Raw genomic sequence first — 17231 nt, 5'->3', positions numbered from 1 at the left:
AACCAAAGCCCTGGGAAAGGCTTTGCTGATATAACGCCGATTGACAAAAATGTAGCCTTGGCTATATCTAGAACCTTTCCAATTGTGATTTTACCAGCTCCAGAATGCCCGACACCCCATCCAGACGTCCCTCGCTGAGTGATCGCACCAATACGGCGATCGAGCAGGCCATGGCTTCCGGCCGCATCAAGCCACGCTCGGCGCTGCTCTTCGTCGGTCCGGCCGTCATCGCCTCCATCGCCTATGTCGATCCCGGCAACTACGCGACGAACATCCAGGCGGGCGCCGGCTATGGCTATACGCTGTTGTGGGTCGTGCTGTTCGCCAATCTGATCGCCATGCTGTTCCAGGGCCTGTCCGCCAAGCTCGGCATCGTCACCGGCCGCAATCTGGCGGAAGTCTGTCGCGACGAGTTTTCCAAGCCCGTGGTGATCGCGATGTGGATCGTCAGCGAGATCGCCGCCATGGCGACCGATCTTGCCGAATTTCTTGGCGGGGCAATCGGCCTAGCGCTGCTGTTCAACATGCCGCTGATGGCGGGCATGGGCGTCACGGCGATCGTCACCTATGGCATCCTGCTGTTCGAACGCCGCGGCTTTCGGCCGATGGAGCTGATCATCGGCGCGCTGATCGGCGTGATCAGCCTTTGCTACATCGTCGAACTGTTCATCGCGCCCATTGCCTGGGGCGAGGCCGCCTTCCATCTGGTCAGGCCCGACATCCCCGACACCACCGCGCTCGCCATTGCCGTCGGCATCATCGGCGCGACGGTGATGCCGCATGCGGTGTTCCTGCATTCGGGCCTTACCCAGCACCGCATCAGGGTCGGCAACGAGGCCGATCGCCGCCGCGTGCTGCGCTTTTCCAACACAGAGGTGGTGCTGGCGCTCGCCGTTGCCGGCGTGGTTAACATGGCGATGGTGATGATGGCGGCAAGCGCCTTTCACAAGGGCCACAGCGAGGTGGCCGAGATCGAGACAGCCTATCACATGCTGACGCCGCTTCTCGGGGTCGCGGCAGCCGGCGCCTTCCTGATTTCGCTGATCGCCTCGGGCATCTCGAGCTCAGTGGTCGGCACCATGGCGGGACAGATGATCATGCAGGGCTTTGTCGGTTTCCGCATTCCGATCTGGCTGCGCCGGCTGATCACCATGGCGCCGGCCTTCATCGTCGTCGCGCTCGGCGTCAACGCGACGGAAGCGCTGGTCGTCAGCCAGATCATCCTGTCGATCGCGCTGCCCGTGCCGATGATCTCGCTCGTCATCTTCACCCGCAGCCGCGCGATCATGGGCGAGTATGCCAATGGCCGGCTGATCGGGACGCTGGCGATCCTCGGTTCGCTCGCCGTGCTCTCGCTCAACATCGTGCTGCTGCTGCAGACCTTCGGTGTACCGATCCCGGGACTTGCGGCCGGCTAACTCGCCGCGTCGGCGACGATCAGTCCAAAGCCCTGCATCAGCCGCTTGATCTCCGCTCGAACATCGCTGCTGGTGAAGATCGCGATATCGCGGTTCGTCCCCTCGATCGCCGCAGACGGCCGCTCGCCCAGAACGCGTCTGGCCTGCAGCGCAATCGCCTCGGCCGGGTTCAGCCAATCGACCGGCCAGGGCGCAAGCTTGCGGAAACGATTGGCAAGGAAGGGGTAATGCGTGCAGGCGAGCACGACGATATCGGTGCGCCGGCCGTCTTCCTCCACAAAACAGGGCGCGATTTCCGCCCACAAGGCCTCGTCCGAAACCGCGCCGCCGCTGATATAGGTCTCGGCCAGCGCCGCCAGATATTTCGAGCCGACCAGCCGCGCATGGCAATGGGCGGCGAAGCTTTCGATCAGCGCGCGGGTGTAATCGCGTTTGACTGTCGCCGGCGTCGCCAGAACCGAGATCAGCCCAGAAGCGGTGCGTTCAGCCGCCGGTTTGATCGCCGGAACCGTGCCGACGAAATCGGTTGCCGGAAACCGGGCGCGCAGCGCGCTTCCGGCAAGCGTGAAGGCGGTATTGCAGGCGATGATGACGCAGGCCGGATGGATATCGTCGAGCAGGCGCTCGAACAGCGCCAGAAGATGGGCCAGCAGCGCCTCCTCCGGCCAGTCGCCATAGGGAAAGGCGGCATTGTCGGCGACATAGACGAAGCGCCGGTCCGGCATCAGCATGCGCGCCTCGCGCAGCACGGTCAGCCCGCCAATGCCGGAATCGAAGACCAGGACCGGACCTTCGGCCGCCTCAGCCATCGCTGCCCTCGCCGCCGCGCGGGTTCTTCCGGCTGTATCTGTCGAGCGAGGAGATCACCCCGCGTAACAAGTGGATTTCCTGCATGCTCATGGCGCGGCGGGTGAACACCGAGCGCAGATTGTCGATCATCCGCGGCTTCTTGTCGGCCGGGCGGAAATAGCCGCGGGCATCGAGCGCCTCTTCCAGGTGTCCGAAGAAACCGAAGAGATCCTGTTTCGTCGCGGGCGTCTGCTCGACCGCCTGGAACGGCGTCTGGCTTTCGTCCTCCATGCCGGACTTCATCCACTCGTAGGACATCAGCAACACGGCCTGGGCGATGTTGAGCGAGGCAAAGGCCGGGTTGACCGGAAAGGTGACGATCTCGTCTGCCATGCCGACCTCCTCATTGTTGAGGCCCCAGCGTTCGCGGCCGAAGAGGATGCCGGTGCGCTCGCCGCCGCGATAGCGCGTTCGCAGCGTGCGGGCGGCAACGCTCGGCCCCCTCACCGGCTTGAACCCGTCCCGGCTTCTCGCCGTCGTCGCATAGACGAAGTTAAGGTCGGCTATCGCATCGGCGAGGCTGTCATGCACGCTCGCACCGTCGATCACATGGTCGGCCTTGGAGGCGGCGGCGCGGGCCGTGTCGCTCGGCCAGCCGTCGCGCGGGTCGACAAGGCGCAGTTCGGCAAGGCCGAAATTCGCCATGGCGCGCGCCACCATGCCGATGTTCTCGCCAAGCTGCGGGTTTACCAGAATGATCACCGGACCTTCGGCGATGAGCGGAAGCTCGCTGTTCGTGCCTGCCATGGCATCCTTCTTCATTTCGATCGATTGCAGCGGCTTATCGCTCCGCAGGCCGGTGATTGCAAGAAAAACGCCGTCAATCCGGCAAGGTCATGCGGCCGTCCGCATCAAGCGGCGAGAACGGATTATAAGCGACTTCCCACAAATGCCCTTCCGGATCGGCGAAGTAGCCGCTGTAACCACCCCAGAACACCGCCTCGCCCGGCTTGACCACCGTCGCGCCGCACTGCGCGGCAAAGGCGATGGTTTCATCCACCGCCTCCTCGGAGGAAACATTGTAGGCAAGCGCGACGCCCGAAAATGCGGGCCGTTCCGCCGCAATGCCGGCCAGCCCCGCATCTTCCGCCAGCGCCCTGCGCCCGAAAAGACCGAGCACCAAGCCGTCGAGTTTGAAGAAGCTCACGCCCTCCTGCGAGGCCGATGACCGCTTCCAGCCGAGCCGTTCATAAAAGGCGGTTGCCGTCGGCAGATCGTCGACGCCGAGTGTAATCATGCTTATCCTGCGCTCAAGGCCCATCCCAAACTCCCGATAACATCCATTTTGTTCTTCATATGTTCTCACGAATTCAGACGGCAGGCTAGAGGAAATGGAGCCGTCCGGGAGAAAACTTTCTCCGCTTGACGCCGGGTTGAGGTCCAAACTGGGCGAACAAAATACGGTAAAATATTACCTCAATCGCAAAACATTGAAAAATATACAAAATTCATTTCTTCAGTCACGCAATTGCGCTTGACGTTCAGCAAAGCGCTCTCTATACAACCGCCAACATATGCGCATCCCGCATCTGTTACCGCTTGGATACGCCAAGCAAAGCAACAAGAAACGTCCGTCCCCCGGGATCGGATTGAATTTGAGAGTATCAGAAAATGGTTACCTTCTCCCAGAAGCCTGAAGAGGTGGTGAAGAAGTGGGTCGTGATCGATGCCGAAGGCCTCGTCCTCGGCCGTCTCGCTTCGCTCGTCGCCATGCGTCTTCGCGGCAAGCACAAAGCCACCTACACCCCGCATGTCGATGATGGCGACAATGTCATCGTCATCAATGCCGAAAAGGTCGCGATGACCGGCAAGAAGTACAATGACAAGATGTACTACTGGCACACCGGTTATCCGGGCGGCATCAAGGAGCGCAATGCGCGCCAGATCATCGAGGGCCGCTTCCCCGAGCGCGTCATCGAGAAGGCTGTCGAGCGCATGGTTCCGCGCGGTCCGCTTGGCCGTCGCCAGATGAAGAACCTGCGCGTCTACGCCGGCACCAACCACCCGCATGAAGCCCAGCAGCCCGAAGTCCTCGACGTTGCCAAGCTCAACAAGAAGAACGTAAGGAGCGCTTAATGGCTGACCTGTCCGATCTGAAGGCACTTGGCGACTCCGCCACGACCTCCGAAGCCCCCGCAGCCCCCGTCCATGAACGCAAGGTTGACGATCTCGGCCGCGCCTATGCCACCGGCAAGCGCAAGGACGCCGTCGCCCGCGTATGGGTCAAGGCCGGTACTGGCAAGATCACCGTCAACGGCAAGGACTTCACCGAATATTTCGGTCGTCCGGTTCTGCAGATGATCCTGCAGCAGCCGATCGTTCTGACGTCGCGCGACGGCCAGTTCGATATCGTCGCAACCGTTACCGGCGGCGGTCTTTCCGGCCAGGCCGGTGCGGTCCGTCACGGCATTTCCAAGGCTCTGACCTATTTCGAGCCGGAACTGCGCGGCATCCTGAAGAAGGGTGGTTTCCTCACCCGCGACAGCCGCGTCGTCGAGCGCAAGAAGTACGGCCGCGCGAAAGCCCGTCGTTCGTTCCAGTTCTCCAAGCGCTGATCTCAAAAGCCGCTTGCAATTATCGAAAAGGGCCGCAATCGCGGCCCTTTTTTGTTGTCCAGCCTTTCGGTCGGCTAGAGCCTGTTCTTGTCTTCGAGCACTTGAAGCGTCACTTCCGCCGCCCGCCTGCCGGGCGAAACCTCTGTGCGCATCTTCGAAAAGACCTCGTCGAAACCGTCCAGCATCGTCTGCCGCTGCGGCGTGTCGCGGGTCAGAAGCTCCATCCACCGCGCCAGCGCGCCGGCGCGCATCGTGTCGTCGAAGTATTCCGGCACCAGCGGCCGGTCGGCGATCAGGTTTGGCAGCGAGGCGGACCAGATGATAATCTTCTTCAGCATGAACCGGCCGATGAAATCCGCCTTGTAGGCCGAGATCACCGGAATGCCGGAGAGCGCCAGTTCCAGCACCACCGTACCGGAGGCGGCAACGGCCGCATGCGCCGCACAAAAGGCCTCCCATTTCGCCGCATCGCCGACCACGACTTCGGGCTTCACCGGCCAGTCCGCGATGGCGGCGCGCACCAGCGCCTCGCGGCGGGTGACCGTCGGCAGCACGAAGCGGGGCATCGCATTGCGCTCGGCATAGATGCTGGCAACATCGCGGAAGACCGGCGAAAGACTATTGATCTCGCCCGCGCGCGAACCCGGCAACAGAAGAATGGTCGGCGGCCCCCCCTCCTCCGGCAAGGCAGTGTTGCGACGGGCCGCGAGGACGCCCGGCTCTTCACTCAGCCGGTGGCCGACGAATGTTGTCGGCGGGCCGCCAAGGCGCTCCATCGCCGCCGGCTCGAAGGGCAGAACCGCCAGCACATGGTCGACATAGGCCAGCATGTCGCGCGCGCGGTATTCCTTCCAGGCCCAGACGCTGGGGCAGACATAATCGATCACGGGGAGATCCGGCAGCGCCTTCTTCACCCGTTTGGCCACCCGGTGGGTGAAGTCCGGACTGTCGATGATGATCAACACGTCCGGCCGCGCGGCAATCAGCGCGTCCGCCGTCTGACGGATGCGCCGGATCAGTAGCGGCAGCCGCGCGAGCACCTGGGTGAACCCCATGATCGACAGGTCGGAATAGTCAAAGAGGGACTCGAGCCCCTCTTCGGCGAGCGCATCGCCGCCGACGCCGACGAGTTCGATCGGACCGGCATGCATCGCCTTCAGCGCGGCGATCAGGTCGCCGCCGAGCAGATCGCCGGAAACCTCTCCCGCGATCACGCCGATTTTCAAGCTTCTGGACAAGGGCACACTCCGTTGAAGACAACCATTCGGGAGGCGGCTCAGTTCATGCCGGGTTCCAGCCCCAGCAGAAAGAGGCCCGCCCCGTCGGCCTCGGCGATCGCCTCCGCGCGGTCAAGCACCAACGCACGTCCGGCTTCCACAGCAATGCCGCCAAGACCGGCGGCGGCCGCGGCACGCACCGTTTCCGGGCCGATCGACGGCAGGTCGGCGCGCAGATCCTGCTGCGGTTTGCACAGTTTGACAAGGACGCCGCGACGCTTCCGGGAAATCCGGCCGGCTTCGCGCATGGCGCGGACCCGCGCAAGCATCTGGTCAGTGCCTTCCGCGCCCTCGAGCGCTACCACCCGTCCGCCGAGACTGACGGCGCCCTGGCCGATATCCATGGACCCGATAACATGAGCCGCCCGTGCCGCAGCGTCGATATCGGACCGGTCCTCGCGATCCGGCGCGACAGCGCCGAGCGTGCCCGCGGTCGCCAGAAGATCGCCGGCAATGTCCTGCGCGGCGATGATCTCGAAGCCGTGGCGCTCGAACAGGTCGATCACCATACGCAGGACCTTGTCGTCACCGCCGCTGCGCAATTTCCTGATGATAACCGGCAACGACCAGATCAGGCGAGCCGTCGGACGCAGGCTCTTCAGTTCCGGTCGAGTGCGTACGCCGCCGGAAAGCACGACCTTGCGGATACCGCGCTTCTGCAGCGCGGCCACGACCGGCTGAAATCCGCCGAGATCGGCTTCCATATGTTCGAAATCCGCCCAGTCAGTGCCAGTTTCGCCGCTGAGCTGGATGATGAAAGGCGGCGTGCCGGCCTCCCGAGCAGCCTCGGCGACGTAAAAAGGCAGACGGCCGTTTCCGGCGATGATCGCCACCGGCTCCGCTTCGCGGGCCGATGTCCCGCTCACGCCTGGCTGCCCCGGCGCCGCGAACCTGGTGTCGTCAGCGCACGCTCGCTCTCCCGGTCGAGGATGAAATCGACAATCTCGCGGGCAGCGCCCTCAGGCGCGCCAGGTCCGCTACGCAGCGCTTGAGCATTTTGCACGACAGTGCCAGCGGCAAAGATCGCCTGATAGGCTTTCCGTGCGGCATGGACCTCGCTCTTGCTCATACCTGCGCGCTGCATGCCGACCACGTTCAACCCGCCCATGAAGGCCGGATTATCAACCACCATGGCGTAGGGGATGACATCGTTGACGACGCCCGCAAGCCCGCCGATGAAGGCCTGACGGCCGATCTGCACGAACTGGTGGATCGCCGCGCCGCCGCTGAGGATCGCCCGGTCGTGAACGGTCGCATGACCGCCGATCATCACATTGTTTGACAGGATCACATGATTGCCGATTCGGCAGTCATGGCCGACATGGGAATTGGCCAGAAACAAATTGTCGTGGCCGACAATGGTTTCGCCGCCGCCGTGGGAAGATCCGGTGTTGACGGTCACGCCTTCGCGAAAAACGCAATTGGCGCCAATTTCTAGCCGCGTTTCACTGCCGTCGTGCCGGATGCTCTGCGGTGCTCCTCCGATTACCGCCATGGGAAAGACCTGGCAGCCATCGCCAAGCCGGGTCACGCCCTCGACCACGGCATGATGGAGAAGCTTCACATTGCTGCCGAGCACAACATTCGCGCCGACATAGCAAAACGCGCCGATCTCGGCGTGTTCACCAATCACGGCTCCGTCCTCGACAATGGCAGTCCTGTCGATTTTAGCGGAGCTGGAAATTCTGGTCATTCTTCGTCCTTGCGCACCATCATGGCGCCGATATCGGCTTCGGCGACGAGCTGGCCGTCGACAAGCGCTTCGCAATGGAACTTCCACACGCGCCGGCGCTGTTTCTGTTTAACCACCTTGTAATGCACCTGATCCCCGGGCACCACCGGCTTGCGGAAGCGCGCATTGTCGATCGTCATGAAATATACGAGATTGTCGACCTCATCGGCCTTGCGTGCACAGATCGCCCCGGCCGTCTGGGCCATGCCCTCGACAAGCAAGACACCGGGCATGATCGGCATTTCGGGGAAATGCCCCTGAAAATGCGGCTCGTTGGCCGTCACATTCTTGATGCCAACCGCGCTGTCATCGCCTTCAATCTCGACGATACGGTCCACCAGCAGAAAAGGGTAACGATGCGGCAGGAACTTCATGATGTCCAGAAGATCCATCTTCCCCATCGATGACTTTGTCTCTTCACTCACCTTGCTTGTCTCCCGATTTGGCGGCCCGCCGTGCGATCTCCGCCACGTCCCGCAGATAGTCCCGGACAGGCCTGGCCGGATTCCCCCCGATACGCGCGCCGGCGGGCACAGAGGTCAAGACCCCGCTCTTGGCCGCTATCTGCGCGCCGCTGCCGATTTCAATATGGCCGTTGAGCCCGGCCTGACCGCCAATCATCACACCGTCGCCGATCTTCGTGCTTCCCGCAATGCCGACCTGGCTGACAATACCGCAATGTCGGCCAATCTGCACATTGTGCCCGATCTGGACGAGATTATCGATCTTGGTGCCCTCGCCGATCACGGTATCGTCCATGGCGCCACGATCGATCGTGGTGTTGGCCCCGATCTCGACGTCATCCTGAATGATGACGCGACCGACCTGCGGCAGCTTCACCATGCCGGCGGGACCCGGTGCATAGCCAAACCCGTCCTGCCCGATGCGAGCCCCCGTATGGATGATGACATTATTGCCGATCAGTGCATTGGAAAGCGAGACATGGGCGCCCAGCGTGGCGTTGCGGCCGATCTTGACATCCGGCCCCACCACGGCGCCGCACAGGATGCGGCTGCCAGCACCGATCACCGCGCGCGCGCCGACGACGGCAAACGGAGCGATCTCCACGCTCTTCTCTATGACCGCCGTATCGTCAACGACGGCCTGGGGCGAAATTCCGCTCTGGCGGTTCAAGACCGGCTGGGGACGCATTGCGGCGGGATAAAGCTGCGCAGATGCCCGGGCAAAAGCGAGCTGAGGCGCGTCGGAGACAAGCGCCGGCAGGCTTGAAGGGACATGCTTCTTCAGGTCGGGAGAACAGATCACCGCCGCCGCGTGACAGGTCTTCAGTTCGTCAATGCTGTTCCGGGAAAGGATGTAGCAGATATCATAGGGACCGGCGCGATAGATCGGCGAAACGGATTCGACCATCCGTTCGCCCGCATCCGGGTTCGACAACACAGATCCGATGCGCGAGGCCAACTCATCGAGACGAATCGACTGCCGCGCACCGAAAAACTGGTTCTGATCCATTCATTCTCTCCAGAACAGGAACGATATGAGCTCTGGAAAGCAATATCAGAACGTGTTGGCAATTCCGAACCGGAAACGCTGGGTTTCGTCGAAATCTTCCTTCACGAAGGGAATGGCGTAGTCGAAGCGCAGATCGCCGAATGGCGAGTTCCAGATCAGACCAACGCCGCCGGATGCGCGGATCGAGAAATCCGTGCCTTCGATCGCCGTGCCGGCGAGTTCGACAGAATTGCCCCAGGCCGAGCCGGCGTCAAGATAGGCCGCGCCGCGCAGATTGATATCCTCGGGCAGGCCGGGAAGCGGGAAATTCGTCTCGGCCGAAATGGTCGTGTAGTACTGCGCGCCGAGCGCGTCGCCCTGCTGTACCGTCCGCGGGCCAAGACCGTTCTGCTTGAAGCCGCGAATTTCCTGACCACCGATCGTGAACTGGTCGAACACGTTCAGATTGTTGTCGAACGGGGTAACAAGACCGCCGCGCGCCGTCAGCGAGCCGATGATGTCGGCCTGGTCGGAAATCATCTGATACCAGCGGACCTTACCGGTCAGCGAGTAATAATGCGAGTCGCCGCCAAGACCTGCGATCGTGTTCGTCACGTTGGCGAGAACGCCCTCGCGCGGCTGCTGGATATTGTCAACGCTCGAGAAGTTGAAGGCCTGCTCGACCGAGGACACAGTCCACGGGCTGCCATTGATCAGGTTCTGGAAGACCGGCGACAGGTTGTTCGGGTTCTGCCAGTCGCCCGTGCCGTCATATTCGAACTTCTGATAAACGTATTTGATCGTCGAGCTGAGCTCGTCGGTCAGCGGCGCGGTCAGGCGGATATCGCCGGCCGTCTCGGCATAGGTGTAGTAGTCCTGCGAGGCCGAATAGGCGCGATAGAGATCGAAGCCGGCCGCCACGCGATAACCCAGGAAGAAGGGTTCGGTGAAGGAGAAGTTGTAGATCTGCGAATCATTGTCGCCGAGACCGGCCGACGCGCGGATGAACTGGCCGCGGCCGAGGAAATTGCGCTCCTGAACCGAAAGCTCGACAACCAGCGAATCGCCCTCAGCGTCATAACCCGCGCCGATCGAGAACGCGCCGGTCGGCTCGTCGGTCACGTCTACGACGATGACGACCCGGTCAGGCGCGCTGCCCGGCTGAGTCGAGATGTTGACTTCACTGAAATATCCGAGCGCCTCGAGGCGGCGCTTGGTCCGCGCGATCATTTCGCGGTTATAGGCATCACCCTCGGCCAGGTCGAATTCGCGGCGGATCACGTAGTCGCGCGTACGGGTATTGCCGACGATCTCGATGCGCTCGATATAGGCGCGAACGCCCTGATCGATCTCGTAGTTCACCGAGAATGTGTCATTGCCGAAATTGCGGTCGCCGCGCGGCGTGACCTGCGCAAAGGGATACCCCTGCGAGGAAACCGAAGCGGCGATCGATTCCGAGGTCTTCTGCACGTCATCGGCATCGTAGATCTTGCCGGACTTGGTCTTGATGTCGCCCTGCAGCGTTTCGAGATCAACGCCTTCGACGGTCGAGGCAACGCCGATATCGCCGAATCGATAGCGGTCGCCTTCTGACATCGTAAAGGTAATCGAATAGGAGTTGTCTTCCTCGTCATAATCCACATCGGTGGAAATCAGGCGGAAGTCCGGGAAGCCGTGATTGTTGTAGAACTCACGCAGCAGAACTTCGTCGTGGCGCACCTTGTCCGGATTGTAAATATCCTTGCGGGTCAGGAACGACAGCGGCGTCGAGCGCTTGGTCGCAATCACCGAGGCAAGACGCGCGTCGCCGAAGGTGTTGTTGCCTTCGAAGTTGATCTTGCGGGTTTTGGTGCGCCCACCTTCGTCGATCACGAAGGCCACGTTGATGCGGTTGTCCTGAACCGTCGCGGTCTCGATCGAAACCTCGACATCGGAACGGCCGATCTGAGCGTAGGCATCCTTGATGCGCTGAACGTCGACCTGAGCCTGAGCCTCGTTATACGGGCCGAGCGAATGAAGCTGGACGACGCCTTCAAGCTTCTTGTCATTGACCTTGCGGTTGCCGTTGAAGACCACCTGATTGATGAGCTGGTTCTCGGTGACGTTGACGACGAGTGTCGAGCCGGACACCGAAATCTTGACGTCGGAGAAATAGCCGGAGCTGTAGAGATTGCGGATCGACTGGTTGATATCGGCGTCGGTGAAGCTGCGGCCGGGCTGGATGGTCAGCTTCGATTTGATCGCATCGGAGCCGGCCTGGCCGGTTCCGTTGACCACGATATTGCTAACAACAGCGGCGTATGCGCTCGCGGGCACAGCAACGGCGGCGACGACCCCCCCGGAAACGGCGACTGCCAACGAAAGCGCCGCACCTGAAACTGTGTTCAAAAATCTTGAACCGGCCATGCTACTATCTACCCTTTATGATCGCTCAATATCAGCGTTTTATAGGTTTTGTGGTCTTTCGTTCTAAAGACTTCACACCCCCACGCAATAGAAAGCCGTCCGACTTCTGCAACTTCCGCCCCAAGCGTGACCAAATCGCCACGATCTTTTCCAGTTATGGTAAACGAAAAGCTATAGTGATCGAAAACGTGTCTCCTATGCGTTTCCTATCATTTCACGCGCCAAAGGCAAGGCCACAATCTCATAAGCCGAGGCCTTCGACAAGATCATCGCCGCCTCGCGTTAATCAAACGCTGTCAAAGGGTTAAAATGTAAACCCTCAACCCATTCGGCCGATCGTGTCGTTCCATGTGGCAAAAACCATCAGCGCCAGAACGAGAAACAGCCCTATCCTGAAGGCGAACTCCTGGATACGGACCGACAAGGGCCGGCCGCGAACGGCTTCGATCGCGTAAAACAGCAGATGACCGCCATCCAGCATGGGCACCGGCAACAAATTGAAGAGGCCGACCGACACGGAAAGAATCGCCGCGAAATTGGCGAAGGCGACGATCCCGAGTGAAGCCATCTGCCCGGCCATCGTCGCCACCCGAACCGGGCCGCCGATCTGGTCGGCCTTCATGCGCCCGGCAAAAACATTGGTGATATAGTCATAGGTGCTGACAACGATATGCCAGCTCTGAAGGGCGCCCTGCCCGATCGCCTCCAGCGGTTGATAACGCTCGACCCTGAAATTGCTCGAATCGCGGGTGCCGACCACGCCGATGCGGCCAAGCTCCATCGCGTTGCCAAACTGATCTTGCTCCTCGATTCGCTCAGGCACGACCGTAAGGTCGAGCGGCGCGCCGTCACGCTCGACCGTCAGTTCGATGGGCACGCCCGGACGCACGCTGACATAGCGCACCACCGCGTCGAAGGTGCCGACCTTCTGCCCGTCAAGCGCCACCATGATATCGCCGGGCGCAACGCCTGCCGCCGCAGCAGGGCTGTCGGGCACGACCTCGCCGACGACGGGATCGGAAACTCCCCGACCGTAAACGGAGAAGATGACCGCGAAAATGGCGATCGCCAGCAGAAAATTTGCGATCGGGCCGGCGGCGACCGTCAGCGTCCGTTTCCAGAGCGCCGCGCCGTTGAATGTTCTGGCGCGCTCCTCAGGCGGCAAGGCCTCAACACCGGCAAAATCCGGCCGGCTCGCCGCGTCTTCGTCGCCGTAGAAACGCACATAGCCGCCAAGCGGTATGGCGCAGAACTTCCAGCGCGTGCCGTGTTTGTCCGTGCGGCCGACGATTTCCGGACCAAAGCCGAGCGAAAACGCCAGAATGCGTATGCCGCACCAGCGCGCCACCAGATAATGGCCAAGCTCGTGGAAGAAGACGAGAAAGGAGATCGCGATCAGGAAGGCAACGATCATTCCGGGCGCGTTTGTAAATCCGATACCCAAGTCAGACTCCATGAACGGGCGGCAAGGCCGTCAGGCCGCTCCACCGAAACAACACGGCCCCGACGCTGTCGCCCGCGCCGAAAAGCATCGCGCAATAGGCAAGGACGAACATCGCCGCCGCCGCGGCGACAAGCCCGTCGACGCGATCCATCACCCCGCCATGGCCGGGAATGAGATGGCTGGAATCCTTTGCCCCGCATCTTCGCTTCAGAGCCGATTCGAACAGATCTCCGGCCTGACTGACGGCCGAAAGAACGAGCGCCAGCAATGCCAGAAGAGGAGAAGGCCTTCCGCCATAGGCAAGACACAGGGAAAGGGCGGCAACGACGCCGAAGAATGCCCCGCCGATGGCGCCCGACCAGGTCTTGCCCGGAGAGATCGACGGCGCAAGCTTCGGTCCGCCAATGGCGCGTCCGACGAAATAGGCCATGATGTCAGTAGACCAGACGACGGCGAAAACGAACAGGATCGTATAAAGGCCGGCCGCGCCGCCATTCCGGATCGCGGCAAGCGAGACCATCGCAAGCCCGGCATAGATCAGCGCGCCGGCAAACCAGAACGGAACCGGCCGGCTTCTGCCACAGAGATAAGCAGCGATCGCGGCAACGGCGGAAAGCAGAAGCGCCGGCAGGAAGAGCTCGAGAAAGGTCAGGATCGCCGTCGCGATCATCACCGCCCATCCCGAAAGAAGCACCGTCATTGTCTCGCCGCCGCTGCCCGAGGGCCGTGCGCGGCTCATCGCCAACCATTCGTGGAAGGCCAGAAGACCGATGCCGACCGAAAGGAGCAAAAAGGCCCAGCCGCCGAACCAGGTGGCCAGAAGAACGGCAGCGGCCATCACCGCCCCGGAGATCACGCGCAGCTTGAGTTCGCGCCCCATCAGGACCCCGTCAGGGCCGCGGCCGTCTCGGCAACGCCGCCAAAACGACGCGAGCGCCGGGCATATTCGGCAAGCGCCTCGTCGAACGTCTCGCGCGAGAATTCCGGCCAGAGGCAGGACAGAAACACGAGTTCGGAATAGGCGGACTGCCACATCAAGAAATTCGAAAGCCGCTGTTCCCCGCTGGTGCGGATGATCAGATCCGGATCGGGAATGCCGGCCGTATCGAGCCTGCCGGACATCATGGCCTCATCGATTTCGTCGGGAGATATCCTGCCTGCAACCGCCTCGCGCGCCAGAGCGGCCGCTGCGCGGGCAATTTCGGTCCGCGACCCGTAATTGACGGCAACCACGACGTGAAGCCCGGTATTGTCGCGGGTCAGGTTCTCTGCCGCTTCGAGCGCGCCGAGTACTTTGGGGCCGAGCCCCTCGCGCTCACCGATCATCTGAAAGCGCATGTTCTGCTGATGATAGGTCTGCAGCTCGCGATGGATGAAGATGGCGATCAGCTCCATGATGTCGCTGACTTCATCCTTGGGTCTTTTCCAGTTTTCGGAAGAGAAGGCGAACAGCGTCAGGTGCTTGATCTTGGCGTCGCGCGCCGCCTCGACGGCGCGGCGAACCGCTTCAACGCCCTTCCGGTGCCCGAAAATACGCTTCAACCCGCGCCCGCTGGCCCATCGTCCGTTGCCATCCATGATTATGGCGACATGATCAGGTTTTGCAGGATCTGCGTAAGACGTCATATCGTTGCTCAAATTCTTGAAAAAATGCAGGTTAAAAATCAGACCTGCATGATTTCTTTTTCTTTCTCCGCAAGCAAGTGGTCAATGCGAGAAATTGCGCCATCGGTCAGTTTCTGCACCTCGTCGGACAGGGATCGGCTGTCGTCCTGGCTGATATCCCCGTCCTTTTCGGCCTTTTTCAGCGCATCCATCCCGTCGCGGCGAACATGACGAATGGCAACTTTGGCCTTTTCGGCATATTCATGGGCAACCTTGACCAAAGAACGGCGGCGCTCCTCATTGAGCTCAGGCAGCGGAATGCGCAGGTTCTGACCGTCCATGATCGGGTTGAGGCCGAGATGCGATTCCCGGATCGCCCGGTCGACGGCACTCACCGTGCCCTTGTCCCAGACATTGACCGAAAGCATGCGGGGCTCGGGAACGGTGATGTTGGCAACCTGATTGATCGGCACCTTCGAGCCATAGGCCTCGACAAGCACCGGATCAAGAATATTGGCGGAAGCGCGTCCGGTCCGCAGTGAGGTGATATCGCCCACGAAGGCGTTGACGGCGCCTTCCATGCGGCGCTCGAGGTCTTTCATGTCGGTTGCATCGCTCATCATCATTCTCCCGTCTTGCGCAGGGCCTGCCGCTCAGGCCGGCCGCGCCGTCATCACTCGTCGGTTACGATCGTCTTGCGGCCACCGCCGGCCATGATCTGGCCGAAACCGCCGCGTTCATGAATAGAAAACACGATAATCGGAATATTGTTCTCGCGCGCCACCGCGACGGCGGCGACATCCATCACCTGCAGGCCGCGCTCGAGCACCTGGCGGTGGGTCAGCGCTTCAAAGCGGGTGGCTTCCGGATCCTTCTTGGGGTCGGCGGAATAAATGCCGTCAACCTGCGTTCCCTTGAAAATCGCCTCCGCGCCGATCTCGGCAGCGCGCAGCGCGGCGGCGGAATCCGTCGTGAAGAAGGGATTGCCCGTCCCGCCGGCAAAGATCACCACCTTGCCCGCATCCATGTGGGTTCGTGTGGCCCGCTGGGAAAAGGACTGGCAGATCTCCGGCATGGCGATCGCCGACAGAACAACCGTATCCACATCCATCTTGCGCAGCGAGGTTGCCAGCGCCAGCGCGTTGATCACCGTACCAAGCATGCCCATATGGTCGCCGGTCACCCGTTCGCCGCCCTTGGAGGCCACGGCAACGCCGCGGAAAATATTGCCGCCTCCGACCACGATGCCGACTTCGACGCCCATGGCCCGGACCTCGGCGATATCGGATGCGATGCGGTCGGCGACATTGACGTCGATGCCGAAACCCTGATTGCCCATCAGGGCCTCGCCGGAAACCTTCAGCAGAACACGCTTGAAAATCGGATTCGTCAAAGTCACAAACTCCTAAAAAGCAATGCCATCCGGATACACGAAGGGCGCCGCAATGTCACGCGGCGCCCTTTCAAATTCCAAGTCTTTCGGGCAATCAGCCCTTGGCGGTCGCGGCAACTTCGGCAGCGAAGTCGCTCTCTTCCTTCTCGACGCCTTCACCGAGCGCGAGGCGGGCGATGGCGGCGACCCTGATCGGCGCTCCCGCTTCCTTCTCGGCTTCCTTGACGGCCTCTTCGACCGTCAGGTCCGGGTTGATGACGAAGGACTGCGAGAGAAGTGCGACTTCCTCGAAGAACTTGCGCATGCGGCCTTCCACCATCTTTTCGGCAATGTTGGCCGGCTTGCCGGATTCCTTTGCCTGCTCCAGGAAGACGGCGCGTTCGCGGTCGGCAATGTCCTTGTCGACTTCGTCGGCGCGCACGGCCAGCGGATTGGTCGCGGCAACATGCATGGCAACCTGACGGCCGATCGTGGCGAGAACGGCCTTGTCGCCTTCCGATTCCAGTGCGACCAGAACGCCGAGCTTGCCAAGACCATCGGCGACGGAATTGTGGACATAGGTAGCCACAACGCCCGAGCCGACCGAAAGCTTGGCGGCGCGGCGCAGCGTCATGTTCTCGCCGATCGTGCCGATGGCATCCTTGATGCTGTCGGCAACGCTCTTGCCGGTGGCCGGATAGGTCGCGGCGCTGATCGCATCGACGGAACCGTTGGTCGACAGCGCGACCTCGGCAACGCCGGCGACCATGGACTGGAACGCCTCGTTGCGGGCAACGAAGTCGGTCTCGGAATTGATCTCGACAGCAACGGCCTCGGTGCCCTTCTCGGCGATGCCGATCAGGCCTTCGGCGGCCGTGCGGCCGGACTTCTTGTCTGCCTTGGAAATGCCCTTGGCGCGCAGCCAGTCGATCGCTGCTTCCATGTCGCCGTCGTTCTCGGCGAGCGCCTTCTTGCAGTCCATCATGCCTGCGCCGCTCTTTTCGCGCAGTTCCTTCACCATTGCAGCCGTAATCGTGCTCATAACTTGCCTCTTGTCCATTCGCTCAGCGGCGCTTGTCGCATCAAAGCGCGGCCTGTTGGGCAACGAAGTGTACCCATAC

General features: G+C 61.6%; 18 protein-coding genes. 3 read left to right on the top strand and 15 right to left on the bottom strand.

Features of this window, described 5'->3' with window-relative positions; genetic code table 11:
• The first annotated feature begins 104 nt into the window (after positions 1 to 104).
• On the top strand, positions 105 to 1418 hold the full coding sequence (locus GGR30_RS08375) for an Nramp family divalent metal transporter (RefSeq protein WP_183484718.1): 1314 nt from the start codon (positions 105 to 107) through the stop codon (positions 1416 to 1418).
• Here GGR30_RS08375 and murI read toward each other — a convergent pair.
• From murI to GGR30_RS08360, 3 genes are all read right to left on the bottom strand, one after another.
• Positions 1415 to 2227: a glutamate racemase gene (gene murI / locus GGR30_RS08370; RefSeq protein WP_183484715.1), complete on the bottom strand. Its 813-nt coding sequence runs from the start codon at positions 2225 to 2227 to the stop codon at positions 1415 to 1417. The two genes, GGR30_RS08375 and murI, sit on opposite strands and share 4 nt — an antisense overlap.
• Complete coding sequence (locus GGR30_RS08365) at positions 2220 to 3014, bottom strand: RNA methyltransferase (RefSeq protein WP_183484712.1); 795 nt, start codon at positions 3012 to 3014, stop codon at positions 2220 to 2222. Before GGR30_RS08365 ends, murI begins: the two co-directional genes overlap by 8 nt.
• Positions 3015 to 3087: 73 nt before the next feature.
• Complete coding sequence (locus tag GGR30_RS08360) at positions 3088 to 3504, bottom strand: VOC family protein (RefSeq protein WP_246413666.1); 417 nt, start codon at positions 3502 to 3504, stop codon at positions 3088 to 3090.
• A 374-nt stretch (positions 3505 to 3878) separates the two neighbouring features.
• Here GGR30_RS08360 and rplM point away from each other — a divergent pair, with 374 nt between their 5' ends.
• Positions 3879 to 4343, top strand: a complete 465-nt coding sequence (rplM, locus tag GGR30_RS08355) for a 50S ribosomal protein L13 (protein WP_183484706.1) — start codon at positions 3879 to 3881, stop codon at positions 4341 to 4343.
• A complete protein-coding gene (gene rpsI / locus GGR30_RS08350) occupies positions 4343 to 4822 on the top strand; it encodes a 30S ribosomal protein S9 (protein ID WP_138749649.1) in 480 nt (159 codons plus the stop codon). The genes rplM and rpsI overlap by 1 nt, the downstream gene beginning before the upstream one ends.
• A 74-nt stretch (positions 4823 to 4896) precedes the next feature.
• Here the strand turns inward: rpsI and lpxB are convergent, their stop codons facing one another.
• From lpxB to tsf, 12 genes are all read right to left on the bottom strand, one after another.
• Positions 4897 to 6060, bottom strand: a complete 1164-nt coding sequence (gene lpxB / locus GGR30_RS08345; RefSeq protein WP_183484704.1) for a lipid-A-disaccharide synthase — start codon at positions 6058 to 6060, stop codon at positions 4897 to 4899.
• Positions 6061 to 6098: 38 nt separating this feature from the next.
• Positions 6099 to 6965 carry a UDP-2,3-diacylglucosamine diphosphatase LpxI domain-containing protein gene (locus GGR30_RS08340; RefSeq protein WP_183484702.1) on the bottom strand — a complete coding sequence of 289 codons (867 nt, stop codon included), beginning with the start codon at positions 6963 to 6965 and terminating at the stop codon, positions 6099 to 6101.
• Positions 6962 to 7792 carry an acyl-ACP--UDP-N-acetylglucosamine O-acyltransferase gene (gene lpxA / locus GGR30_RS08335; RefSeq protein ID WP_183484700.1) on the bottom strand — a complete coding sequence of 277 codons (831 nt, stop codon included), beginning with the start codon at positions 7790 to 7792 and terminating at the stop codon, positions 6962 to 6964. Before lpxA ends, GGR30_RS08340 begins: the two co-directional genes overlap by 4 nt.
• Entirely contained in the window at positions 7789 to 8256 is a 468-nt protein-coding gene (fabZ, locus tag GGR30_RS08330; protein WP_183484698.1) for a 3-hydroxyacyl-ACP dehydratase FabZ, read from the bottom strand. The genes lpxA and fabZ overlap by 4 nt, the downstream gene beginning before the upstream one ends.
• Positions 8249 to 9304: a UDP-3-O-(3-hydroxymyristoyl)glucosamine N-acyltransferase gene (lpxD, locus tag GGR30_RS08325; protein ID WP_183484696.1), complete on the bottom strand. Its 1056-nt coding sequence runs from the start codon at positions 9302 to 9304 to the stop codon at positions 8249 to 8251. Before lpxD ends, fabZ begins: the two co-directional genes overlap by 8 nt.
• A gap of 45 nt (positions 9305 to 9349) precedes the next feature.
• Positions 9350 to 11689, bottom strand: a complete 2340-nt coding sequence (bamA, locus tag GGR30_RS08320; RefSeq protein WP_183484694.1) for an outer membrane protein assembly factor BamA — start codon at positions 11687 to 11689, stop codon at positions 9350 to 9352.
• A gap of 319 nt (positions 11690 to 12008) precedes the next feature.
• Positions 12009 to 13145 (bottom strand): RIP metalloprotease RseP, encoded by a 1137-nt coding sequence (rseP, locus tag GGR30_RS08315; RefSeq protein ID WP_183484692.1) that lies wholly within the window; start codon positions 13143 to 13145, stop codon positions 12009 to 12011.
• Positions 13135 to 14013 (bottom strand): phosphatidate cytidylyltransferase, encoded by an 879-nt coding sequence (locus GGR30_RS08310; RefSeq protein ID WP_183484689.1) that lies wholly within the window; start codon positions 14011 to 14013, stop codon positions 13135 to 13137. Before GGR30_RS08310 ends, rseP begins: the two co-directional genes overlap by 11 nt.
• The gene (locus tag GGR30_RS08305; RefSeq protein WP_183484686.1) at positions 14013 to 14759 is read right to left on the bottom strand and encodes an isoprenyl transferase; all 747 of its coding nucleotides are present in this window, start codon (positions 14757 to 14759) and stop codon (positions 14013 to 14015) included. Before GGR30_RS08305 ends, GGR30_RS08310 begins: the two co-directional genes overlap by 1 nt.
• Before the next feature lie 38 nt (positions 14760 to 14797).
• On the bottom strand, positions 14798 to 15358 hold the full coding sequence (gene frr, locus GGR30_RS08300) for a ribosome recycling factor (RefSeq protein WP_183484683.1): 561 nt from the start codon (positions 15356 to 15358) through the stop codon (positions 14798 to 14800).
• Positions 15359 to 15411: 53 nt separating this feature from the next.
• Complete coding sequence (gene pyrH / locus GGR30_RS08295) at positions 15412 to 16131, bottom strand: UMP kinase (RefSeq protein ID WP_210287981.1); 720 nt, start codon at positions 16129 to 16131, stop codon at positions 15412 to 15414.
• 94 nt (positions 16132 to 16225) lie between these two features.
• Positions 16226 to 17152 carry a translation elongation factor Ts gene (gene tsf, locus GGR30_RS08290; RefSeq protein WP_183484677.1) on the bottom strand — a complete coding sequence of 309 codons (927 nt, stop codon included), beginning with the start codon at positions 17150 to 17152 and terminating at the stop codon, positions 16226 to 16228.
• Positions 17153 to 17231: the final 79 nt, after the last annotated feature.

Source organism: Martelella radicis (assembly GCF_014196625.1).
Classification (GTDB): domain Bacteria; phylum Pseudomonadota; class Alphaproteobacteria; order Rhizobiales; family Rhizobiaceae; genus Martelella; species Martelella radicis.
The sequence above is the reverse complement of the archived record's forward strand: the minus strand, read 5'-3'. Positions and strand labels throughout refer to the sequence as shown.